Source organism: Aureimonas fodinaquatilis (genome assembly GCF_008369445.1).
Taxonomy (GTDB): Bacteria; Pseudomonadota; Alphaproteobacteria; order Rhizobiales; family Rhizobiaceae; genus Aureimonas; species Aureimonas fodinaquatilis.
The window spans coordinates 623,795-647,783 of sequence record NZ_VTWH01000001.1 but is presented as its reverse complement, the minus strand read 5'-3'; the positions used below and the strand labels follow the sequence as shown (position 1 = coordinate 647,783).

The following is a 23,989-nucleotide window of genomic DNA, read 5'->3' as shown; positions in this document are numbered from 1 at the left end:
CATCCGCCAAAAGCGGCAGTTTCTGTTTATGCGCAAGGGTGAGATGTTTTTGCAGTTCGAATCACACGTCAACATTTCACAAAGCCCTCGGTACTGAACAAAACGAGCGATCGGGCTAGTTTCCACAGTCAAGCGCAGCGGACCTTGGCATGACAAGAGATACGAAACCGATATTTGCCTCACCTTCTGCAAAGCAGGATTTTGCCGATCTCCGTCGGCAATTGGAAAAGTCGGAGGCAGGTGTCGACGATCTCGAGGCCCAGTTGGCGGATGCACGACTGGCTTTGGAGCAGTGCCAGTCCCGCTATCGGTTGATCATCAACAGCATTGCCGATTACGCAATCGTTGCGACCGATGTGAATGGCCTGATCAACCTCTGGACGGAATCTGCCACCCTACTTTTTGGCTGGCCGGAACAGCGCATGCTGGGCCGCTCCATCGAAGAGATTTTTACAGAGTCAGACGTTCTGGATAAAGTGCCTTCGCAGGCCATGCGTGCTGCATTGACCAACAACGCGTCGCGCAGCGAGCGCTGGCATCGCCGGGCCGACGGGTCACATTTCTTTGCCTCGGGAGAAGTAACCCTTCTGCGTGACAGCAGTGATGAACTGGCCGGCTTTTTGCACATTCTGCGCGATCGTACCAATGAACGTAAGGTTCAACACGAGTTGGAAGCCAGTCGCGAGAGACTGGACTACGCCATGAGTGCGTCATCCCTTGTCGGCACCTGGGATTGGGATGTTGTCAACAATGTTGTCTATACCGATGACAAGCTTCTCGATTTTTTCGGCCTGCCAGACCGGCCAGGTATGGAATCGCGGCCGATTGAGTTTTTCTACGACGGCGCCCATCCGGATGACCGGGAGTTGCTGAAAGAAAAAATTGAGCAGGCTTGTGTCAATGGTACGGCCTATTCACACGAGTTTCGCATTATTGATCGCGGCGGTGCAACGCACTGGGTCTCAGCGCAAGGCCGCTGCTATCTGGACGCTTCAGGCAATCCGGTGCGTTTCCCAGGGGCGCTGATCGACATTACGCAGGACAAGCTGCGTGAGGCACGACAAGCCGCGCTTCTGCAACTGACGGATAACATGCAGGGTGTCAGCAGCACGGCGCAGTACCAGGCTGAAGTGCTGGAGGTCATCGGCAGATCTCTGGCAGTGGCTGGGGCCAGGTTTGCAACATTGACCGCTGATCATGGGTCTCTCACAATTATCGGTGAGTGGTCTTCGCAGGGTGCCGGTGCTCTGCACGATGCTGCTCCAGTCGAAACGATTGCCAGCGTCCTGTTCGAGAAACTGCGGTCCGATGGCATTTTTGTTGTCGATGATGTGCAACGCCACCCGACAACCCGGTTCAACGCTGAAGCATGGCAAGAACTGGGTATTGGCTCGTTCATTGCCGCTGCGGTGGTCGAGCATGGAAAAATTGAGCTGGTGCTTCTTTTGTGCACCTTGGCTCCCCGCAAATGGCAGGACGAGGAACTGGCATTTGTGCGTGATGCATTGAGCCGTTCATGGACTTACAGTCAGCGGCAAATTGCCGAACAGGCGCAAATTGAAGCAGAAACGCGGCTGCGTCTGGCGCAGGAAGCTGCCGATCTGGGAACATTCGACCTGAATATTGAGAACGATGTTCTGGATTTTGACCTGCGCTGTCGGGAAATTTTTGGAATTCTGCCCGATCAGCCGATCACCTTCAGCCAGCATTTCATTGGCGCAGTTGTCAACGCTGACCGTGCCGGTGTTGCCGATGTATTGAGTCCGACACATGATCTGCCACTGGATGACCATGTCGACCTGACGTTCCGAATTGCTGATCCAGACAATGGGGCCATTCGGCATGTACACCTTGGGGCGCAGCGGATTTTTCGCGAGAATGTCGTGGTAAGAATGGTCGGCGCGGTGCGTGATGTCACCGACGAGATGACCTCTGCCGCGCGACAGAAAATGTTGACGGAAGAGCTGCATCACAGGGTCAAAACCACTCTTGCGACTGTTGGCGCCCTGGCAAACCTGACATTTCGCCGGGCGGCCACCACGCAAGCCGGCCTTGCATCTTTTTCCAACCGGCTCATGGCGCTTAATCAGGCTCACGAAATTTTAACGCAAGCCAACTGGACAAGTGCTTCCATACGCGAAATCGTGGCGCGTTCGCTGGCGTTTCATCAAAGCCATGATCTGCAGAATATCAGCACGTCGGGTCCGTTTGTGCCGCTGACTGCACGGCAAAGCCTGGCACTGTCGCTTGCCTTGCACGAATTGTCGGTCAACTCGACGAAGTTTGGCGCTCTGTCCTCAGACGCTGGTCATGTAGCGATAGAATGGTCTGTCACCGCTGTCGACAAAAGGCCGCATCTTCACTTCGAGTGGCGGGAAACGGGCGGCCCGGTCGTTGTGGCCCCCACCCGGCTCGGCCTTGGCACAAAGTTGATCAGGCAGTCACTGCCGGCAGAACTGAATGGGCGAGTAGACCTGACTTTTGACCCGGAAGGTGTGGTCTGCATCATTGATGCGCCGCTGGCTTAACGGCATAAAAATTCCGTTGAAACGGTTTCGTTTCAACGGAAATGATGTTCGGCAGGCACAACAAAGTTCCGCCTGAAATGAGCCGATTCAGCTGCTGATATCCACGACACCGGCCTCACCACCCTCGCTGCCGAAAGCCAGAAGGCGACCGGATGCATCCCACGCCATGCTGTGAATTGGCGAATTGCCACCGCGGCGCAGCAGCGCCTCTTTCTGATCCGAAAAGCGAACAGCCAGAATCATGCCGTCCTGATAGCCGATGGCCACCATGTCGTCTGTCGTGTGACAGGCCACGCAGGTTACCATAGTGTCGCCCCGCACACCCAGCTCCAATGGCGGTTTGCCCATTGGCCCATCTTTGCCAGCAAATGGCCAGACAATTGCTGCCGGCGCGCCGCTGGTGGCCAGAAAGCGCCCCTTGGCCGACCATGACCAGCTTTTGACCTTGGCGGGGTAGCCTGTCATGCGCATGTGCTTGCCGTCGTCCAGCCGCCAGCCATGCAGGGCGTTTTCCTGCATGATTGTTACGACAAAGCGCCCGTCCGGCGAGAAGCTGACAGCGGTGTGGGCGCCTTTCCAGTCCATTGAAACGGGCGGTGTTGCCATGCCCGGAAACCACAGACTGACCCCGTCATAGCGGGCAAATGCAACGCGCACACCTTTTGGAGCGAAGGCGACGTCTTCGACGCTGCGCCCATAATCCTGCTCGGCAAGAGAACCATCCGGGCGGACAAAATATGCGCTTCGTCCGGCGGCAAATGCGACAGCGCCACCCGGGCCACCGGCTACAGCGCTGATCCACTTGCGACCTGCACTGGCCAATTCCGTCGTTTCACCAGCCGCATTGACGCAAACAACTCTGCCGTCCTCGCCACCGCACAGCAATCGCTGCCCGATGGCATCATAACGCGCGCACACAAGCCCGCCAGCATTGCTTTCAATCACTGTTTCTCCGCCCGCCATACGGCGAACAGTGCCATCTGCCAGGGCAAAAAACGGTACGTCTTTTACAAAAGCGGCGGTTTCGACAAATCCGTCGAAATCATAAGGAGCAATCTGTGGCATCAGGCAGCTGTCTTCGCCTCTGCATGGCAGGCCAGGAAGCCTTCTTCCAGGCGCTTGCGGTCCAGATCCCGACCAATGAAGACCAGCCGGCTCTGGCGCTTTTCATCGTCGCGCCAGGCGCGCTGATGGTCCCCTTCAATGATCATGTGCACACCTTGAATGACATATCGGTCCTGATCACCCGCAAATGCCAGAATGCCCTTCAGCCTAAGGATGTTCGGCCCCTCTGACTGGGTCAGCGCCTGAATCCACGGGAAGAAACGCATCTCGTCCAGTTCCCCGCCCATGAGGGATATGGACGTCACCGTCACGTCGTGAATGGGCGACGCAGCGTCATGATGATGGTCGTGATGGTCATGCTCGTGATGGTGGTGACCATGGTGGTCATGGCCGTGATCGTGATGATGGTGATCATGGTCGCAGTCCGGACCGCAGACATGATCATCATGCGCATGTTCAGCGGATTCCAGAAATGACGGATCATTTTCGAGAATGCGTTTGAGATCAAATGCGCCCTGGTCCAACACATGGCTCAACGCGATGTCGGCGCGCTCGGCGCGATGCAGAATTGCATGCGGGTTGATGGCTTTAACAGTGGCTTCAACAGCCGCCAGTTCATCAGCGCTGACAAGATCGGTCTTGTTGACAATCACCACATCGGCAAAGGCAATCTGATCCTCCGCCTCACGGCTGTCTTTCAGCCGAAGCGGCAGATGACGCGCGTCCACCAGAGCCACAACCGCATCCAGCCGCGTTCTGGCGCGCACATCGTCATCCATGAAAAAGGTCTGCGCTACGGGCACAGGGTCCGCAAGACCGGTGGTTTCAACGATGATCGCGTCGAACCTGCCCTTGCGCTTGACCAGGCCTTCCACCACCCGCACAAGGTCGCCCCGCACGGTACAGCAGATGCAGCCATTGTTCATTTCGTAGATTTCCTCGTCGGTCTCTACGATCAGGTCATTGTCGATGCCTATCTCACCAAACTCATTGACAATGACGGCATAGCGCTTGCCATGGTCACCGGTAAGAATTCTGTTCAATAGCGTGGTTTTGCCAGAGCCAAGATATCCGGTCAGCACGGTTACCGGAATTTGCTCTGCCGAATTGGTCGCGGACATTTCGTCTGCCTCCTGAAGCTGTCAGATTTTCCATATAGGGGTGGCGACACGCGAATGCACGCCTGTTCTCATCATAATCTCGTCTGGCGCAACCGCTCGAGATCAAATGCCAGCACATCGCGCAACAGCTCGCAAAACCCTTGGACCTGGTGAGCAGCAATTGCCTCGCCCATTGCGGCATTGGCCAGCCGCGTATCGCCAACAACACCTTGTGCGTTTAAATCCTGCGCCATCCAGCCGAAGCCAAGGCGGCCATGTGCGCGCAGGCGCTGATGCGTCGCCTCTAGCTCCTGTTGAAACGAGGGAAAGACCTGCCGATGGTCACGGCGCACCAGATCTGGCCGGAAAGCCAGCATCAAGGCGGTCTCCACCGCGCCGCCGTGAATGCCGAAAGCCACCTCGCCTTGCGGCAACAAATTGTCCGGCAAGCCAAACCGCTGCCATGACGATGCAACCACAAGGCAATCATGCGTATTGCGCGCTTCGAGTGCGGCGGTATCGATTGCCGCAGAATTGCCGCCATGTGAAGAAACTATAACAACACGGGCAAAGCCGGCTCGAACCAGATCGCCGATAATCTGCACCAGCATTTCGGTGCCGGCTTTCCATCCAAGGTTCAACGTCCCGGCAAAACGGGCATGTTCGGTGGAAACGCCGATTCGCAACGGAGACAAAAACGTTACTGGCAAATCTTTCGGTAGTGACGCCGCAGCGCGCTGCACCATATTATCTGCAATAATGGCATCTGTACCGAGAGGCAGGTGCGGCCCATGTTGCTCAATGGCAGCGAACGGCAACACCGCAACAGCATGACGCAAACAACCACAACCGGAAATATCAGTTGTTGTCATTTCCTCAAAAAACCGCGCGAGGGTGGTTTTGCCAGTGTCTTCCATACTGAAACTTATGGACTGGCTAACCATCGGGCTGCAAGACAATATCTGGAAATAGGAGAATGGCCCGATGAAGCGCGAAAAAAAGGCGATCCTGAGCCAACTAACTCTGACGGCGCGGGCGGAACGAACATTAATGGCGCAACGCCTTTCCGGAATTGGCCTGCATGCAGGTCAGGACGCGGTGCTGCTGGCGCTGGCCGAGCAGGATGGCATGGCCCTTGCGCAACTGGCGGAATGGCTGTCTGTGACGCCGCCAACCATTACCAAGACCATTACCCGGCTGTCGGCGGAAAACTTTGTTGAAAAGCGCCCTTCGCCAACAGACGGCCGACAGAGCTTTGCTTTTTTGACCGATGCCGGGCTTGAAGCGGTGAGTGAAGTGCGCAGACTGCGCAAGGAAGTGGAAAACCAGGCGCTGGCCGGATTTTCGCCCAGACAGCGCAGCAAATTGGCAAAACTGTTGAAAAAAGTCGAACGCAATCTCGCCCCCTCACCGGCCAATAAGCTTTCCGAAGAATGAAATACTTGCCATTAATGGGTGGAATCGCCGAAACATGCAGATCGAACGGTTTTTCGTTTCGTTTTGTCGGCAACCGAATTACACACATGAATGGCGCTTCGCCGGACTTGGGATATTGAGAGATCTGTGGCTCAGAAGGTCAAATTATCGACAATTGCAGAAGCTCTGGGCCTTTCCACCGCGACAGTTTCTCTGGCGCTACGCGACAGCCCGCTGGTTGCTGAAGCAACGCGAGAGCGAATCAAGGAAGAAGCGCGCAATTCCGGCTATATCTACAACCGCCGCGCTGCCAGCCTCAGAACGTCCCGGTCGGGCATCATCGGCGTTTGCGTCAGCGACATCATGAACCCGTTTTTCGGGGAAATTCTGAAAGCGATCGAAAATGAGCTTGATCGCCATCGGCAGACATTCGTTTTGTGCAACCACTACGACCAGTTGTCCAAACAGCGCGCCTTTGTAGACACCATGTTGCAGCTTGGCGCAGACGGACTGTTGATGTCTCCGGCTATCGGCACCCCTGCCACCGATATTCACCTTGCCGAACAGAACGATCTGCCGGTAATTCTGATTGCCCGAACGGTGGATGGCTGCGGGGTCACCTCATTCCGCGGCGATGACAGCTATGGCATGCGGCTGGCGGTGGAACATCTGATTGCGCGGGGCCACAGGCGCATTGGCATGATTGGTGGTACAGACCTGACATCCACCGGCCGCGAACGTGAGCGGGGCTACCGGCAAGCGCTGGCAGATGCCGGCATTGAATACCGGCCGGAATGGCGCATTCCCGGACCGCGCAGCCGCCATTCGGGCTTTGACGCAGTCTCAACATTTTTGAAACTGCGTGATCGGCCAGAAGCAGTTGCCTGTTTCTCGGATCTAGTGGCGCTGGGTTTCATGTATGGCCTTGCCCGTGAAGGGTTGCGCCCCGGCGTTGATATTGCAGTTACCGGCTATGACGATATTGACGAGGCGGCTATTGCCATGCCCTCGCTGACCACGGTGGCCAATGGCCAGAGCGAGGTTGGGCGCCGCGCAGCAGATGCTTTGCTGGCGCGCCTCAATGGTGCAGCAGCCGTTGAATCGGTTGAGCTGATTACGCCGCAACTGAAAATTCGCCAATCCACAGAAGGCGTCGAAAGGCACTAGAGCTTTGTCTTGCCGTTAAAACATGTGTGTTTGAACGGCAAAACACTACGGCTGAACAAAGTGTGTGTGGTGATCGGAAGATCACGGGAAACGTTGTGACTTTGCAAGCGAAGGAAGAAGAGATGGCAGGCATGAAAAATGTTCCAGTATTGGTTCCAGCCCATTTTCACGCTGGAACGCGCGAGAACATAGGAACGATTTTCGACCGCCGAGACTTCGTCAAGCTGGATCTCAGCGAGCTTTCGGCCGGGCAGCGTTCCGAAATCCGCGCCATTGCATCCTTTGCCAATGTTTCGGCTGACATGATGGACGCGCTGCCAAATCTGGAAATCATCAGCAGCTTCGGTGTTGGCTATGACAGCGTGGATGCAAAGCACGCGGCGGCCAAAGGCATTATGGTCACCAACACGCCGGATGTGCTGACGGAGGAAGTGGCCGACACCGCGCTGGGTCTTTTGCTGATGACAGTGCGGGAGCTTGGACAGGCAGAGCAATATGTGCGCAAAGGGCTGTGGGCAAAGAATGGTCCCTACCGGATGACGCCGACAACGCTGCGCGGGCGCACCGTAGGCATTATGGGGCTTGGCAGAATAGGCCTGTCCATTGCGCGGCGGCTTGAAGGCTTTGGCGTCAAGATTGCCTATCACAATCGCAGTCAGCGAAACGATGTCTCCTATGACTATTACCCGACGCTGGTGGCCCTGGCTGAGGCGGTGGACACGCTGATTGTTATCGCCCCCGGTGGTTCCTCCACCGATAAGGCGGTGAATGCGACGGTCTTGAAAGCGCTTGGCAAGGATGGCGTTCTTATCAACATCGGGCGGGGCAGTACGGTTGACGAGGCGGCCCTGATTGAAGCGCTGCAAGCCGGAACAATTCACTCTGCCGGGCTTGATGTGTTTGAGAATGAGCCGAACGTGCCGCAGGCTTTGATTGACCTGCCCAACACGGTGCTTCTGCCACATGTCGGCTCGGCATCCATGCACACCCGCAAAGCCATGGGTGATCTGGTTCTGGACAATCTTCAACGCTGGTTTTCCGGCACCGACGTTGCCACACCGGTTGATGAATGCGTCAAAGCCGATGTTCGGCGGCACGGATAGCCGGCCGGGCTATTTCCAGGTTTTCAGAATGTGAGATGTCTGGACGGACACCACATCAGGATGCCGGGCCAGCTTTGCGCGAACCCTCTCGGCATCCTCAACACCGACAGAATCCACAATCAGGATCATGTCGCGCTCTCCTGAAATGGACCAGCAGCGCAGCAATTCATCCCAGGCCCTAATAGACGCATAGACATTGGCGCACGTGCTTTGCCGAAGGCTCAGCGTGAACATGACCTTTGCGCCGACGCTGGACGCGGCTTCTTCCGGGTCAGAGACTTCAATGGTGAAAGACTGAATTGTGCCGCTGTCCACCAGCCGGTCAATGCGTTTCTGGACGGTCTGACGAGAAACGCCAAGTATCGCGGCAATTTCGGAAACCGGTCTTCGCGAGTTCTGCTTTAACAGAGAAATGAGCTGGCGATCTTTCTCATTGATTTTTTCGCGCATTTTTATCGTTCGTCATCTGTGCCGGGGCTTGGAGCAAAGCTTGCAAATTGCACACTATGAGGCAAATGGCACCCTGTTTTCCCAAATCCTGCTGTTGGACAACTGGTTCTCAAAGCGAACCAGAACAGCCAGGATTCAGCGTGGCGAGACCCTTTACTGTCAACAGCAGTTGCCCAGGTCCCCTACCTCAGGGCCAAATATCAGCGACTGTGCAAATCCTCACTGACAGGATCGACCCGGCAAGTTTTTCAGAGATAATTTTCGCAATCCTGTCTCCTCAGGGTTCAATTGAATTGCAGAATGTTCCGCCCGGAAAACACTGTCTATGGCACTTCAATGAAACCGACGAAACGCGGATCACACTCAGAGGATCAGTCCGTTTTTACGGGGAAGGTTGCGAACAGATTTGCCATGCGAGCGATGTTATATGTCTGCCATGCGGAACGTGTCATGGCTCGGTGGCGCTTGAAAACGGCGCTTGCTATGCCATTGCCATGTTTCGCCTTTTCGGTGAGGACGCAACATGTCTGATCTGAGGAAAACTCTGGGTGTGACCAGGGGCACTGCATTGATGCTCAACATTGTTATGGGCGCGGGCCTGCTGACATTGCCCGGCCTTGCACTCCGGCAGGCTGGTGAGCAGGCAATCTGGATATGGCTTGGTTGCGCACTGGCAGCAGCGCCGCTGCTGGCTGTTTTCGCGATGATTGGCCGGCGGTTTCCAGATGCAGGCGGCATTCCGGCATTTGCAGGCAACCAGTTTGGCCGCACGGGCTACACTGCTGGCACATTTCTATTTCTGGGCGCAGTCACGCTCGGCCTGCCCGCCGTTGCAATCACCGGCGGTTATTATGCGGCAACCATCATCAACCTCTCGCCCTATGTTCTTGGCGCTGGCCTTGTCATGCTTGCCACGCTGGTCAATTTTCTTTCGGCCGAACTGGCCGGTCGGGTCAACAGCGTCATCGCATCTGCGCTGATCTTCGTGCTCGTCGTCATTGTAGTACTGGGTGGATACGCGGTTGCCGGTGGTGTGCCATCGCCCACCTTGCAATCCACGCCTTTGAACATCGATACCGAAACCTGTGCGGCTGTGTTCATGATGATATTCTTTGCCTTTACGGGCTGGGAGGTAGCCGCCCATCTATCCGAGGAATTCCGCAACCCGCAAAGAGACCTGCCGTTAGCCATGGCTCTCTCCTTCCTCATCGCCCTGTGCTTTTACCTTGCACTTGCGCAAATCGTGGCAATGAGCGGTTTATCCGCGTCATATGAAGCGCCTTTTGTGGCGATTTTGTCTGCCAGCTATGGCTCATGGGCCGGTGTGGCGATGGCCGTCACGGCGACAGTGATGATCTTTGCAAATTTGTCCGCTGCCATTTGGGCAGTGTCGCGAATGGTCTTTTCCTGCGCACGCCAGGGACTGTTGCCCTCAACCCTTGCCATCACAAGCGCAGGCACGCCCGCTCGCGCCGTAATGGCTGTTCTGGTGGCCATGTTGGCGGCGATCGGATTGGCAAGCCAGGGAATACTGCCGCTGGACACATTGCTGGAATATGCTGGTCAGAACTTTCTGGTGCTTTATGGGATTGGCGCCGTAGCGCTTTTTGTCGCCTCAGACCAGAAGAGGATCAAAGCTGTTTCAGGCATTGCCATTCTGGTCGTGCTGACCATTCTGGCGATGCGCGATGCATGGGCAATGCTCTACCCTGTTGCGCTTGTTCTGGCGGCTTATGCGCTGGATCGCGCAGTCAAAAGCCGGGTTTGACCTATCACGAGTGACCGTGCCGCCTGGCCTGAAATGCGCTGAGCGGCTGCAATTGCCGCCCTTCACTGTCGTAGTTATCATCGGCAAGATAGGCTTGAAACGCAGCCTGCAGTTCCGGCCATTCCTGATCGATTATGGAAAACCACGCCGTGTCGCGGTTTACGCCCTTGCGGATCATATGCTGGCGAAACACGCCTTCAAATGTGAAGCCCAGACGCGCCGCAGCCTTGCGCGATGGAGCATTGGCATTGTCGCATTTCCACTCATATCGGCGATAGCCAAGCTGGCCAAACACCCGTTCCATCGCCAGATACAGCGCTTCACTGGCCTCACGGCTGCGCTGCAATGCCGGGGAAAAGAAGATATTGCCAATCTCGATCACGCCGTTGGCGCGGTCTATCCGCATGAGCGCAAGGACGCCAAGTGGCTTGCCGCTGGCTTTGGACATCACGGTGTAGAAAAACGGGTCTTCGCCGAAATAGGTTGCCTCTGCAAAGCGCTTGAAGCTTTCTAAATCTTCAAACGGCCCGTAATGCATGTATTGCCAGTTTTCCCGGCCACCAATGGCGCTGAAAGCCGCATATAAGCCCGACAGATGCTCGCGGCTGACCGGCTCCAGATCGACATGACGGCCACGCAAAACCTCTTGTCCGGGGGCAGCGCGTGGCGAATAGTCTGCAAGATCGGCGCTCATGCATTCCTCAATGCAAATGCATCCGCCGCCAAAGCGGTTATGCCGGCATAATCACCGGCATCCAGCAAATCCTTCGGGGCCACCCAGGAACCGCCGACGCAGATGACATTTGGCAGGCCGAGATATTGTTTCACATTCGCCGGTGAAACACCGCCAGTCGGACAGAATTTCAAGGATTGAAACACGGGTGCAAGTGCCTTGAGATAGGCAACGCCACCCAGTTGCTCGGCCGGGAAGAATTTGAGGACCTCATAACCTTCCTCAATCATTGCCATAAGCTCGCTTGGCGTTGCAGCACCGGGCAGCAGGGGTGCATCACCCGCTTTTGCCGCATCAAGAACCTCTACCGTAGCACCAGGCGAAACAATGAATTGCGCGCCTGCATCTTCCGCAGCTTCGAATTGCGCAGGTGTGAGAATGGTGCCTGCGCCGCAGATAGCTTCCGGCACATCGTTGGCCACAGCGGCAATAGCGTCCAGCGCCGCGGGAGTCCGCAAGGTGATTTCAATCGCCCGCAGGCCACCGGCAGCAAGCGCCCTTGCCAATGCAACCGCGCTGGCCGCGCTTTCCACTGCAACAACCGGAATGACTGGCTGCGCCGACAGAATTGCGCGCAGCGCGTCTACTTTTTGTGCCATGGCCTGTCTATCCCTGATCCTGTTGCGACGAGGGTATTAGCCCTCGAATCGCCAAAACTAACCTGCGGGCTTCTATTATCGCAATTCAGGACAACCGCCTATTGTGGTGGGGCACCTTCCAGTTCCCGCAGAAACGCCGCGCACCAGTGGCCCGCAGTATTGGTGAAGACCGCGTGGCGCAATGCATCGTATCGATCGCGCCGCTCCGAAAGGGACATGGTCAGTGCACGCTGTATGGCGCGTGCCACGTCTTCCGATGAATAGGGGTTGACGATCAGCGCTTCCGAGAGTTCCTCTCGCGCGCCGGCAAAGCGTGAAAGCACCAGAACACCCGGATCTCTTTCATCCTGCGCAGCCACAAATTCCTTGGCAACAAGGTTCATGCCATCGCGCAGCGGTGTGACCATGCAAACCCGCGCGGCACGGTAAATTCCAGCCAGCGCCTTGCGGGTAAAGCCGCGTGTCATGATCTGCACCGGTGTCCAATCCAGCGTTGCAAACCGGCCATTGATGTTGCCCGCAATCTGCTCCACCTCCGTGCGCAACTCGGCATAGGCATCCAGTTCAACCCGTGACAACGGCGCTATCTGCAGAAATTGCGACGTGCCGCGATTTTCCGGATAATCTTCCAAAAGCTGCTCGAAACCACGCAATCTCTCGATGATGCCCTTGGAATAATCCAGTCGGTCCACGCCGACGATCTGATGCCGCCCATGCGCGATGTCGCGCATCATCTCCTCATGCTCCACTGCTTCCGGCGACAGGGCGAAATCGGCAAAGCCCTCCGCATCCACGCCGATCGGGCATGCAATTGCCCTGACGACGCGATCATGCACGCGAATCTGATGATCAGGCAGTTCCTCACCATCCAGCTCCTGCACGCAGAAGGATGCAAAATTGCGCCTGTCCAACTCTGTCTGGAAGCCCACGACATCGTAAGCCAGCATGGACCGGACAAGATCATGGCTGGCCGGCAACGCGGTGAGAATTTCCGGCGGGCAGAACGGGATATGCAGGAAGAAGCCAAGCCTGCCAGTGAATCCGCACTGACGCAGTTCCGATCCGAGATAAAAGAAGTGATAGTCATGAACCCAGATCAGATCATTATCGTCAATCTGCGGAAACAGACGGGCGGCAAATCGTTGATTGACCGAGCGGTAGATCCGGTCAGACTGCCGGTCGAACCGGGCAATATCCAGCCTGTAGTGCAGCAGCGGCCAAAGCGAGCGATTGGCGTAGCCGAAATAGAAGCCCTCCAGCTCCGCCTCGCTCAGATCGATGGTCGTCAGAGCGGTGGTGCCGGCAATTTCAGTTGAAAGTTCGCTGAATGTGCCTTTATCGGAGACATTGCCGCTCCACCCGAACCACAATCCACCGCGCTTGCGCAATGCATCTGCCAGGCCAACTGCCAGCCCACCGGCCTTGCCCTCATCATTCAGCGGACCAACTCGATTGGACACAACGACAAGTCTGCGCTGTGTGCCTGTCATGACAACTCCCCTGTTTGCGCCAGACCGGCCTTACCCAGCCACGTATGCACCGCGGCCACATCTGCCAGACGCGCCTGCGCGGCTGTGGTTCCATTGCCAACCTTGAAACCGCGCCCGCCCCACCGCGAAAGCGCAGCAAAGGCATATTCATCCGTTGTGTCATCACCAATATAGACCGGGCGACGTCCCACGAATGGCGCGTGTTGCATGAGCGTGTCGAGTGCCGCACCCTTGTCCATGCCCAGTTTGTGCACTTCAATCACGCAATGGCCGGACATGACTTTAAAGCCGATCTGGCCGGCAACAGCGCCCTGCATGATGGCTTCCGCCTGCGCCCGGCGCTCCGGCACTGTGCGATAGTGCAGAACCAGCGCTGTGCCCTTGTCTTCAAGTTGAATGTAACCGTCGCGCTGCACAGCTTCTTGCAATTTCTGGCGCACCGTTGCCAGTGCCTCGGGCGTTGCCAGATGTTGCACTTGCCCGTCAGGTTCTGTGCGCAACTCCCACCCATGCACCCCGGCCGCGCAAAACCGCAATGGTTTCAGAAAACTGTCCAGATCCGCTATTGGCCGCCCGCTGACAATCGCAAGCGCCCCGGACGTAGCCGCTTGCAGTCTCGCCAGATGCTCGGAAACATCCGGTTTCACAAAAACCTTTGCCGGATCATCGGCAAAGTCGACAAGAGTTCCATCGAAATCCAGAAACAGGGCTTCTTGCGACGGATCGAAGGCTGAAATTTGTTGCATGATCCAGCAACATAAGGACCAATCCGCCTTTCGTCACCCCCTTGATTGTTCGGCCGGGGCAGACAAAGCCAGCAAAAAGGGCGCCGCAAGACTGCGGCGCCCCTGAATTTTCAAGCCTTAAGTTGCTGCTTATGCAGCCCTGTCAGCCAAAGCCGTCGCCGGAACGAACGGTTTCAACACCACACCTTTTTTAGCGAAGGTACCTGCAACTTCTGCGGCAATTGTGTCTGCGGTAATGGCCGACAAGGTCCAGCCAAGATGGCCATGGCCGGTGTTGTAAAACACGCCCTCTGCCTTGCCGCGGCCAACCCGTGGCAGCATGTCCGGCATCATCGGGCGCAAGCCGGCCCATGGCACGGTGGATGCTGTGGACACCCGTGGGAACCGCTCGCGGCACCATTTCACCAGAGGCTCAATGCGTGCGCTGCGAATATCACGGTTGAAGCCGGTGAACTCGGCAGTTCCGGCAATCCGCAGCCGGTCACGACCAAGACGGCTGGTGACGATCTTTGCCTTGTCATCCAGCAGGCTGACCCATGGCGCACCGTTCTGGCTTTCGGCGTCGTTCAGATTCACCGTGATGGAATAGCCCTTCACCGGATAGATGTTGACGCGATCTCCCAGCATGGCGGCAAAGCGGCGGCTGTCCACGCCTGCGCATACCACAATGGCATCAAACCGGCTGGTGCGGTCATTCCGCCCTCTGTCCTGCCAATTGATGGTGACGCCGCCCTGATGGCGAGCGAGCCGGGTTACATTGGCATCATACTCAAACTTGACACCATGGCGCAGACAGGCGGCCGCCAGTCCACGCGTATAGCGGTGAATGTCGCCGGTAAAGTCGGATTCCGTGAAGAAGCCGCCATGGAAATTTCCATTAAGCGCCGGCTCGACCTCATGAATTTCGCTGTTGGACAAAGCGCGGCGGGCAAGACCGCCCTTTTTGTAAAGTTCGGAAATTTTCGCAGCGTGCTCATATTCCGATTTGGATTCATAAACATGCAGAATACCGCGCTTCTCAACATCGAAGCTGAAACCTTCGGTATCGGCCATTTCAAGAAGATGGTCCCGCGCGGCAATTGCCAGCTTGACGGTGGCAATGGTGTTTTCCTCGAAATTGCGGGCGGCCAGCACAAATTCAGCCATCCACGACAGCTTGTGCCAAGTTGGCGCTGGATGCACCAGCAAAGGCGCATCCTTCTTCAGCATCCATTTGATGCCCTTCAGGAAGGTGGCCGGCGAGTTCCAGACTTCGGCGTTGGAGGCTGACAACTGGCCGCCATTGGCGAATGAGGTTTCCATGGCCGCATAGCCATTACGGTCATAAACCGTAACATCAAGGCCCTGGCGCATAAGCTTGTAAGCAGTGGTCACACCGGTAATACCGGCTCCGATAACGGCAACTGAGGTCACGATACATCCTTTCGCCACGCCAGAGGCGGGCTTGGTTTCGTGCCCCATCCGTCATTAGCCTGAGAGCTTCACGGTTCAGGGGAATCCTTAGCCGCTTTCTCCTTCGGCGGACGCGCAAAGGCGCCACTCTCCGGATGTTAAAATACCGCGCGGTCCTTTTGCCTGAGAGATTCCGGGGCGGTTGCTCCTTCGGCGCCGGCAAAAGCCGGTCTCTCCCGCAAGCGGTTCATGTCGTTTCATAATACACGTTGCCACCATTTGCAGCAAGCCCGGAAAAGCGGCAGATGAATTTTGCAACCGGGAATTGCTGCTCAGACTGTAGACTCAACGTGGTCATCCGGCGCTTTCGGCAGACGTCTGGAAACACGCCTTGCCATGCCATCAAGATAGGTCAGCGCAACCGGCACAAACACCAGCGTCAGCAATGTGGACGAAATCAACCCGCCTATGACGGCGTGGGCCATGGGCGCGCGTTGCTCACCGCCCTCGCCGATGCCCAGCGCCAGAGGCAACATGCCAAAAATCATCGCCAGTGTTGTCATGACAATCGGGCGCAGGCGCACCGCTCCCGCTTCAACCAGACTGTCCTGCAGGTTCATGCCGGTTTCTCGAAGGCGATTGGAATAATCCACCAGCAGAATCGCGTTTTTGGTCACCAGACCCATCAGCATGATGAAACCGATGATGGAGAAAATGTTGAGTGTCGAACCCGTGATCAGCAAGCCCAGAAGCACACCGATAAGAGAAAGCGGCAATGTCATCATGATGGCAAAAGGCTGAACGAACGAGCCGAACTGCGAAGCGAGAATCAGGTAAATGAAGATGACGGCCAGTCCCAGGGCCTGCACCGCATAGCCCAGACTTTCCTGCATGTCCTGCGCTTCACCACCGAACACCACACGATACCCCGCCGGAATGTCCAGTTGCGCGATGGCCGCTGTCAGATCCGATGTCACATCGCCCAGAGCCCGCCCCTGCACATTGGCCGAGATGCGAATTTCCCGGGAAAGGTCTTTGCGGGTGATGGATTCCGGCGCAACACTTTCCACCACATCCGCAACCTGGTTGAGCAGAACGGTGATCGGGCGGCCGTTTTCATCCGTGCGCCCGGTTGCAATGGCCAGATTGCGCATCTGCACAGCCTCTTCCCGCGCTTCTGGCGGCAGGCGCACCAGCACATCGTAGGATTGGCCGTCCGGCGCATTCCATACGGAAATCGCGTCACCTGCAATCAATGGCCGCAATGTACGGCCAATGGCCTCAACGGAAACGTCCAGGTCACTTGCGGCCTCACGGCGCACACGCACAGCATAAGTCGGCCGCTCATTGTCGATGGAGGATTCCACCTCCACCGCGCCCGGGATCGCTGTCAACCGCTGCTTCACCTGCTCGGAAATCTGCCGAAGCATTTCCTGTCCATCGCCAAGCACAGAAACCTGCACCGGCTTTGACGCGGCGCCACCGCCACCGCCCATGGAATCCTGATTGATGGAAATTTCCAGCCCGGCAATGCGCGCCAGACGCTGGCGGATCGGCTCTGCTATAGCGCTGGTGGAAATGCTGCGCTCTGCCACCGGCACCAGCCGAACGGCGATATTGGCTGCATTGAAGCCGCGCGCGCCACCGGCATTGATGGTGGAATACGTATTGTCGATTTCCGGGAAATCGCCCAGTGCCGCTTCCACCTGCCGCACTTTTTCCGCCATATAGTCAAGTGATGAGCCCTGTGGCCCTTCGACGTAAATTGAAAACTCGCCATTGTTGGACGGCGGCAAAAATTCGGCACCGATGCGCGGCACCAGCATGAGACTGCCGACAAAAATGGCCAGGGCCGCAAACAATGTCAGCAGGCGGTGGCGGAAGCTCCAGCGGATGACGTGGCGATATTGCCCGGCCAGCCGTTCAAACGCCCGGTCAAACCGCGCCACCAGCCGGCCAATTGGCCCGCGTTTGGCATTTGGCTGCGTTGCCGGATCGTACCAGACACTGGAGAGCATAGGATCCAGCGTGAAGGCAACAAACAGCGAAATGGCGACTGCCACCGAAACCGTGACGCCAAATTGCAAAAAGAAACGGCCGATAATGCCGCCCATGAAGGCGACCGGCAGAAACACTGCAACAATGCACAGCGTTGTGGCCATGACCGCAAGGCCAATTTCATTGGTGCCATCTATCGCCGCCTGCCGGTGAGATTTGCCCATTTGCAGATGTCGGGTGATATTTTCCCGCACAACAATGGCGTCATCAATCAGAATACCGATCGAAAGAGACAGCGCCATCAAAGTCATGGTGTTGAGCGTGAAGCCAAGAAAATACATGACCGCGAATGTGCCAATGACCGAGATCGGCAGCGTCAGCCCGGTAATGACGGTGGAACGCCAGGAATTCAGAAACAGAAAAACAATCAGCACGGTGAGAACGCCGCCCTCGATCAGCGTGCGCTGCACCTCTGCCGATTGCAGGGCGATGGGGCGGGAATTGTCTTTGGAAACGGTCAGCACAAGGCCCTCCGGCTCCAGCTCCTGCGCCAGTTTTTCAATTTCCTGATTCAGCTCACGCGCCACGCCAACGGTGTTGACGCCCTGCACCTTGACCACATCCACGCCGAGCGCCTGTGCGCCATTGTAGCTGGCACGGCTGGTCAGTTCCGCCCCGCCATCCAGCACCTGCGCCACGTCGGAAAGATACACCGGCGACCCGCCATTGCTGGCAACGATGATGGAGTTAAAATCGGCAATATCTTGCAGCCGTCCCTCAACCGTGACGATACGCTGACCAATGCCGGAAATCAGCGTGCCCGCTGCGCGATCCTGATTTTCCCGGCGAATGGCATCCATGACGGTGGAAACGGAAATGCCCAGGGCTTCCAGCCTGTCCGGGTTGACCAGCACCAGAACCTGCCGCTCGCTTCCACCTACAATCGTCACCTGCCCAACGCCGGGCAACACGCTGAGCCGGTTGACAATGATCCTGTCTGCCAGCGTCGTCATGTCCGTCAGGTTGCGCGTGTCGGAAAACACCGAGATTGACAGGATCGGCTCATCATCCGGATTGAACCGCCGAACCTGCGGTGTATCCACCCCATCGGCGAAGCCGGCCTCCAGGCGCGCAACACGGTCCCGCACCTCTTCCGCAGCCGTGCGGGAATCCGTGTCCAGATCAAACTGGATGACGACAACCGAGCGGCTTTCATAGCTGTCGGACGTGATGGTATCGATACCACCAATCGTGTTGACCTCGGTTTCAATAGGCTTTGTAACTTCATTCTCGACTGTTTCAGGCGATGCTCCCTCGTAAGAGGTGATCACCACAACAACCGGCATGTCCACGTCGGGGAACAGATCCACGCCCAGCCGGTTGAAGGAAAACAGGCCGACAACGACAATTGCCACCATCATCATGGTGGCAAAAACCGGATGCGCAACGCTGATGCGGGTCAGAAACATTGGCTTAAGCCCCCGACACCACAATATTGGTGTCTGGCTGCAAATCCGGCAGTGGCGCAACCACCACCACATCGCCCGCCTGCAAACCTTCCGAAACTTCCACCAATCCCGGCTTGCCAACAGGCAAACCGGTTGTCACGCCCTGCCGGACAAGCCGGCCGGAATTTTCCTTCAGAACAAACAAGCCGACATCATCCTGGCGGATTGCGGCCTGTGGAACGGCTATGACATTGGGCCTCTCACCCGTGCGCAAGGTGCCGGTGGCAAACATCCCGCCGCGCAACAAGCCTTCGCTGTTGTCCAGTGAAAGATAAACGCGCACCGTTCTCGAGCCCTCGATAGCCACTGGCGCAAGACGCACCACGGTGGCCTCGAATTTGCGATCCGGCAAACCTTCCACGGTCAGCATGGCCTTCTGGCCGGGCTTGACCTCGACTATCTGGCTGGTTGGCACTCCGGCTTCAACTTCCAGCGTGGAAAGGTCAACCAGCGTCAAAAGGTCTGTGTTGACTGGAACGGTCTGCCCGGACTCAACCTTGCGCTCTGAAATGACACCGTCGAATGGAGCGGTGATAACCCCCTCGGCCAGATTGCGTCTGGCATCTGCAACCTCGGCATCCAGTCCACGCAATTGCGCCCGCAGGTTTGCCACATTGGCCTCTGCCTCCAGCCGCACCGATTCCGATGAAATGCCGCGCGTGCCAAGCTGGGTGTTACGCGCCAGCACGGTTTCAGCCAGCTTCAACTGCGCAACAATCGATTCACGAGAAGCTTCCCGCGCTTCCAGGGTTGAGCGCAGCGGCGCCAGATCAAAGCGCAGGAGCATATCGCCCCGCGCCACCCGATCGCCGACCTTGACGGTAATGTCCTCAATCGTCCCGGAAACCTGCGCTGTCATGATGGTGCGCCGCTCTGCCCGCAAAGTGCCGGTGACGCGCAGGTCAAACACCGCCGTTTGCGGCTCCACCCGCTGCACTTCCGATGCCGCCAGCTCAATGATTGTGGGGGTTTCAGCCGCCGCCGGCGCAGGCTCCTGCGGCCTGCCAAACAGGGCAAAGCCCCCCAGCAGCACAAGGCCCAGAAAAAGGGCGGCAACAGTCAGTTTGGTTTTGCGGGCCATCGAGGTCACTTGTACTGAATATATAGCCGCGCTCTATGACGGCAAAACTTGTTCGATTGAGGGCTTTTCAGTAACAAAAAGCTTTATTCTATTGGTGATCCGTTAAATCAATTTCAATATGCCGCACGGTGGGGTCATCGGGCGCGGCATGTCCGACAAAGCCCAGCTCCCGCGCAAGCGCCAGCATGGACGTGTTCTCCGCCAGAACCTCGGCAAAAACTTTTTTAACGCCGCGCGTCGCAGCATAGTCCAGAATCTTTTGCATCAGGGCATAGCCCAGCCCTCTGCCCTTCTGGTCAGAGCGCACCATGATGCCGAACTCGCCCTCCTCTTCCTCGGCATCCAGAATGATGCGGGCAGCGCCCAGAATTTCACTTTCATTCACCCCCAGCGGGCGCGCAACGAATGCCATTTCCCGGCTGTAATCAATCTGGGTCAAACGGGCAGCAAAGCTGTGGCCAATATTGCGTATGGGAGCAAAAAACCGCAGCCTGATATCTTCGGGGTGGCTGCGCTCCAGCATCTCGATCAGCGCGCCCTCATCTTCCGGCCGCACCGGGGCAAGCCGGTATTGCGCCCCACCTTTCAAAGCCACGGTTTCTTCCAGATGCTGCGGATAGGGCTGTATGGCAAAACGCGAAGCGCCGGAGCCGGATGCCGGCCTGAGGGAAACATGGGCATCCAACGCCACCACACCGCTTTCATCGCAAAGCAGCGGGTTGATATCCAGCTCTTCCAGTTCCGGCAGATCCACCAGCATTTGCGAAAGCCTGACCAGCGTTGCCGCCAGCGCCGTCTCATCCACAACCGGGTTGCCGCCATGGCCCGTAAACAACCGCGACACACGGGTTCGGCCGATCATTTCCCTGGCCAGCAACATGTTCAGCGGTGGCAGGCCGATGGCGCGGTCGCCAATGATTTCGGCCGCCGTGCCACCTTGACCAACCATGATCACCGGTCCGAATGACGCATCATCGCCAATGCCGACAATGACCTCATGCGCGCGAGGCCGGTGCAGCATTTTCTGAACCGAAAAACCCTGAATACTCGCATCAGGCCGCCGTTCCGAAACCAGCCGCTCCATCAACCCGGCGGCTTCGCGCACCAGCTCGGGTGTGTCCAGCTCCAGGCGCACACCACCAACCTCGGACTTGTGCACAATATCGCTCGAAACAATTTTCAGAGCCACGGGGAAGCCCATTTCCTGGGCCAGTTGTGCGGCCTCATCACCATTTCGGGCATAAGCGGTGTTGGCGATCGGAATGCCGTAGGCCTGCAACAGACGCCCCGCCTCTGACGGGTTCAGCACATGGCGACCTTGTGCCAGAATGTCCTGCAGAAGCTGCCTGACCCCTTCCCGGTCTGTCACAGCGGCTGCCACAGCAGGCGGCGTCTGCATCAACATGTCCTGATTGTGCCGATAATCCACCAATTGCATGAACGCGCGCACCGCCTCATCCGGGGTATCATAGGTGGGAATGGCGTTTTCGGCGAAAAGCCTGCGAGAGTCCCGCGCCGCGCGCTCACCCAGCCAGCATGTCAGCAATGAACGGCGCGGCGAAGCTTTGGCTGTCGCAATCGTTGCCCGCGCAGCATCGACTCCGTCGGCAATGGCTGTTGGGCAGTTCATCACCAGAACGCCGTCCTGCCCGGGGTCTGCCAGCACAATGGACAGTGCCTGTGCATAAAGCGCGCCATCGGCTTCACGCAGCAAATCCACCGGGTTGGTGACCGTGCGCCCTTTTGGCAGCATTTCCGCCAGCTTCTGCAACGTGGTTTCAGAAAGCTGGGCCAGTTGCCCGCCATACAGCGCCACTGCATCCGCTGCCAGCGTTCCCGCTCCGCCGCCATTGGTCACAATGGCCACTCGGTTGCCGCGCGGACGCATGCCGGTGGCCAATGTTCCCACAGCCTCAAAAAGCTCTCGCAATGTGGCAACCTGCAGCATGCCGGCCCGGCGAAATGCCGCCGCAAAAACGTCATCGCTTCGGGCCAAAGCGCTCATATGGGTCAGTCCCGGCTTCAGGGCTTTCTGCCGGCCGGCCTTGATAACCACCACCGGCTTGGTCCGCGCAGCGATGCGCGCCGCGGACATCAGCTTGCGCGCTTCCGTAACCGATTCCACATACAACAGAATGGCGCGGGTTTTCGGGTCAATGGCCAGATAGTCCAGAAGATCGCCCGTATCGACATCGCACATATCGCCAATGGAAATGACGTGCGAGAAGCCGATCCCGCGCACATCGGCCCAATCCAGCACGGTTGTTGCAATGGCACCCGATTGGCTGACAAACGCCAGATCTCCGGCGCGCGGCAAAAGATGCGCGAAGCTGGCATTAATGCCGGCCAGCGGGGAAACAAAGCCCATGCAGTTAGGGCCAACAATGCGCATCAGATGCGGGCGAGCCGCATCCAGCAATTCCTGCCGCAGGGCCGCGTCCTCAAAGCCGGACGAAATGACAATGGCCGCCCGGCAGCCTTTTGCCCCCAGTTCGGCAACCAGTTGCGGCACGGTTTGTGCCGGGGTCGCAATAACGGCAAGGTCCGGAACCACCGGCAGATCTGCCACGCTGGCATAGGCAATGGTTGAGCGTATGGTGGCTTCGTGCGGGTTGACCGGCATGACCGGCCCTTTGAAGCCCGCGCCAAAAAGATTGCGCGCCAGCACCTCACCAACGGAATGATGGCGATTGCTGGCACCAATCACCACAATGGCCTTTGGGGCAAAAAGTGCATCCAGATTGCGGGTGGACATGAAGACCCCTCAAACCTACTTTAGCCAAACTCAACTCAGAGTAGTTGCGTATTAGACCCGTTCTGGCGGAGCCGTAGTATGAGTGCAAGCGCCCTGCATCATGTTTCAATTATTGCCGGAAATGCCCGGCAAAACTATCAGTTTTATACCGATGTTCTCGGTATGCGGTTGGTGAAGTGCACTGTCAATTTTGAAGATCCGACCGCTTATCACCTGTATTTCGGCGATGAAGCAGGAACTCCTGGAAGTCTGGTGACTTTTTTCCCGTGGGAAAATATTGCGCCGGGCAGGCTTGGTGTGGGCGAAGTTCAGGAAACGGTGTTGCGCGTGCCCGATGAATCGCTTGGGTTCTGGATGCATAGATTTCTGCAGAAAGGCGTGGTGCATGACAGCATTGAACGGCGGTTTGGCCGTTCAACATTGCCCTTCCGCGATCCGCACGGAACGAGACTGGCGCTGGTGAGCACTCCGGACATTCAGCACACACCCGCCTTCACGGGTGGCAAGGTGCCGGTTGAACACGCGGTGCGAGGTCTGCACAGTGTCAGCCTGCTGGTGGAGGAGGAAGCCCCCACAGCGGCGATTTTGACGGATGTGTTTGGCTATCAACGCATCAGCACGGAAGGCAGCACCAGCCGTTATGGGCTGGCAGGCGACCCGGCGGCCAGCATTATCGACATTCGCGCAGTTGGCGGATTTCTGAAGCCGCGCCCCGGCGGTGGCAGCGTGCATCATATTGCGTTTCGGGCGCGGGATGAGGCGGAACAAGCGGCCATGACCGAGAAGCTTGAGCATAAGTTCGGGCTGCAGCCGACGGAGGTGAAGGACAGGAAATACTTCAAATCCGTCTATTTCCGCGAGCCCGGCCACATATTGTTTGAGATTGCCACTGACAAGCCGGGGATGATGGTGGACGAGACAGAAGCGGGGTTGGGAAGCGCGCTGATGTTGCCGGACGGCTATGAGCCGATGCGCGAAAGCATTGAGGCAAATCTGCCTGCTTTTCGCTAAAGCATTTCCCGTTGAAACGGTTACGTTTCAACGACAGGACAATGCGATAGAGCAAAGAGCTTCAGCATTTCCCGTTGAA

The 23,989-nt window shown here is 57.3% G+C and carries 19 protein-coding genes and 1 riboswitch; of the genes, 7 read left to right on the top strand and 12 right to left on the bottom strand.

Annotation, left to right across the window (positions count from 1 at the left end):
* Positions 1–149: 149 nt before the first annotated feature.
* Positions 150–2,528, top strand: a complete 2,379-nt coding sequence (locus FPY71_RS03140; protein ID WP_149297545.1) for a PAS domain-containing sensor histidine kinase — start codon at positions 150–152, stop codon at positions 2,526–2,528.
* 87 nt (positions 2,529–2,615) lie between these two features.
* Here the strand turns inward: FPY71_RS03140 and FPY71_RS03135 are convergent, their stop codons facing one another.
* From FPY71_RS03135 to FPY71_RS03125, 3 genes are all read right to left on the bottom strand, one after another.
* On the bottom strand, positions 2,616–3,593 hold the full coding sequence (locus FPY71_RS03135; RefSeq protein ID WP_149297543.1) for a WD40 repeat domain-containing protein: 978 nt from the start codon (positions 3,591–3,593) through the stop codon (positions 2,616–2,618).
* Positions 3,593–4,714, bottom strand: a complete 1,122-nt coding sequence (locus FPY71_RS03130; RefSeq protein ID WP_149297541.1) for a CobW family GTP-binding protein — start codon at positions 4,712–4,714, stop codon at positions 3,593–3,595. Before FPY71_RS03130 ends, FPY71_RS03135 begins: the two co-directional genes overlap by 1 nt.
* Positions 4,715–4,785: 71 nt before the next feature.
* Complete coding sequence (locus FPY71_RS03125; protein ID WP_246160109.1) at positions 4,786–5,565, bottom strand: creatininase family protein; 780 nt, start codon at positions 5,563–5,565, stop codon at positions 4,786–4,788.
* A gap of 112 nt (positions 5,566–5,677) precedes the next feature.
* Here FPY71_RS03125 and FPY71_RS03120 point away from each other — a divergent pair, with 112 nt between their 5' ends.
* From FPY71_RS03120 to FPY71_RS03110, 3 genes are all read left to right on the top strand, one after another.
* Positions 5,678–6,130, top strand: coding sequence for a MarR family winged helix-turn-helix transcriptional regulator (locus tag FPY71_RS03120; protein WP_149297537.1), 453 nt, complete (start codon positions 5,678–5,680; stop codon positions 6,128–6,130).
* A gap of 126 nt (positions 6,131–6,256) precedes the next feature.
* Complete coding sequence (locus FPY71_RS03115; RefSeq protein ID WP_149297535.1) at positions 6,257–7,276, top strand: LacI family DNA-binding transcriptional regulator; 1,020 nt, start codon at positions 6,257–6,259, stop codon at positions 7,274–7,276.
* Between the two features lie 122 nt (positions 7,277–7,398).
* Positions 7,399–8,379: a 2-hydroxyacid dehydrogenase gene (locus FPY71_RS03110; protein WP_149297533.1), complete on the top strand. Its 981-nt coding sequence runs from the start codon at positions 7,399–7,401 to the stop codon at positions 8,377–8,379.
* A gap of 9 nt (positions 8,380–8,388) precedes the next feature.
* Here the strand turns inward: FPY71_RS03110 and FPY71_RS03105 are convergent, their stop codons facing one another.
* A complete protein-coding gene (locus tag FPY71_RS03105) occupies positions 8,389–8,829 on the bottom strand; it encodes an Lrp/AsnC family transcriptional regulator (protein WP_149297531.1) in 441 nt (146 codons plus the stop codon).
* A 56-nt stretch (positions 8,830–8,885) separates the two neighbouring features.
* Here FPY71_RS03105 and FPY71_RS18820 point away from each other — a divergent pair, with 56 nt between their 5' ends.
* Entirely contained in the window at positions 8,886–9,365 is a 480-nt protein-coding gene (locus FPY71_RS18820) for a cupin domain-containing protein (protein WP_149297529.1), read from the top strand.
* Complete coding sequence (locus FPY71_RS03095) at positions 9,353–10,597, top strand: APC family permease (protein WP_149297527.1); 1,245 nt, start codon at positions 9,353–9,355, stop codon at positions 10,595–10,597. The genes FPY71_RS18820 and FPY71_RS03095 overlap by 13 nt, the downstream gene beginning before the upstream one ends.
* 4 nt (positions 10,598–10,601) lie before the next feature.
* On the opposite strand, the gene FPY71_RS03090 is transcribed toward FPY71_RS03095, so the two are convergent.
* The 8 genes from FPY71_RS03090 to FPY71_RS03055 all read right to left on the bottom strand — a co-directional run bounded on the left by FPY71_RS03090 (position 10,602) and on the right by FPY71_RS03055 (position 22,899).
* Positions 10,602–11,291, bottom strand: coding sequence for a GNAT family N-acetyltransferase (locus FPY71_RS03090; RefSeq protein ID WP_149297525.1), 690 nt, complete (start codon positions 11,289–11,291; stop codon positions 10,602–10,604).
* Positions 11,288–11,929 carry a bifunctional 4-hydroxy-2-oxoglutarate aldolase/2-dehydro-3-deoxy-phosphogluconate aldolase gene (gene eda / locus FPY71_RS03085; RefSeq protein WP_149297523.1) on the bottom strand — a complete coding sequence of 214 codons (642 nt, stop codon included), beginning with the start codon at positions 11,927–11,929 and terminating at the stop codon, positions 11,288–11,290. Before eda ends, FPY71_RS03090 begins: the two co-directional genes overlap by 4 nt.
* A gap of 98 nt (positions 11,930–12,027) precedes the next feature.
* Positions 12,028–13,419, bottom strand: coding sequence for an alpha,alpha-trehalose-phosphate synthase (UDP-forming) (locus FPY71_RS03080; protein ID WP_149297521.1), 1,392 nt, complete (start codon positions 13,417–13,419; stop codon positions 12,028–12,030).
* Entirely contained in the window at positions 13,416–14,165 is a 750-nt protein-coding gene (otsB, locus tag FPY71_RS03075; protein ID WP_149297519.1) for a trehalose-phosphatase, read from the bottom strand. Before otsB ends, FPY71_RS03080 begins: the two co-directional genes overlap by 4 nt.
* Before the next feature lie 129 nt (positions 14,166–14,294).
* Positions 14,295–15,578: a D-amino acid dehydrogenase gene (locus tag FPY71_RS03070; RefSeq protein ID WP_149297517.1), complete on the bottom strand. Its 1,284-nt coding sequence runs from the start codon at positions 15,576–15,578 to the stop codon at positions 14,295–14,297.
* Between the two features lie 140 nt (positions 15,579–15,718).
* Positions 15,719–15,806: riboswitch (glycine riboswitch) on the bottom strand.
* Between the two features lie 83 nt (positions 15,807–15,889).
* Positions 15,890–19,024 (bottom strand): efflux RND transporter permease subunit, encoded by a 3,135-nt coding sequence (locus FPY71_RS03065; RefSeq protein ID WP_149297515.1) that lies wholly within the window; start codon positions 19,022–19,024, stop codon positions 15,890–15,892.
* Between the two features lie 4 nt (positions 19,025–19,028).
* Positions 19,029–20,144, bottom strand: a complete 1,116-nt coding sequence (locus FPY71_RS03060) for an efflux RND transporter periplasmic adaptor subunit (RefSeq protein WP_149297513.1) — start codon at positions 20,142–20,144, stop codon at positions 19,029–19,031.
* Positions 20,145–20,232: 88 nt separating this feature from the next.
* On the bottom strand, positions 20,233–22,899 hold the full coding sequence (locus FPY71_RS03055; protein WP_149297511.1) for a bifunctional acetate--CoA ligase family protein/GNAT family N-acetyltransferase: 2,667 nt from the start codon (positions 22,897–22,899) through the stop codon (positions 20,233–20,235).
* A 78-nt stretch (positions 22,900–22,977) separates the two neighbouring features.
* Here FPY71_RS03055 and FPY71_RS03050 point away from each other — a divergent pair, with 78 nt between their 5' ends.
* A complete protein-coding gene (locus FPY71_RS03050) occupies positions 22,978–23,910 on the top strand; it encodes a ring-cleaving dioxygenase (RefSeq protein WP_149297509.1) in 933 nt (310 codons plus the stop codon).
* Positions 23,911–23,989: the final 79 nt, after the last annotated feature.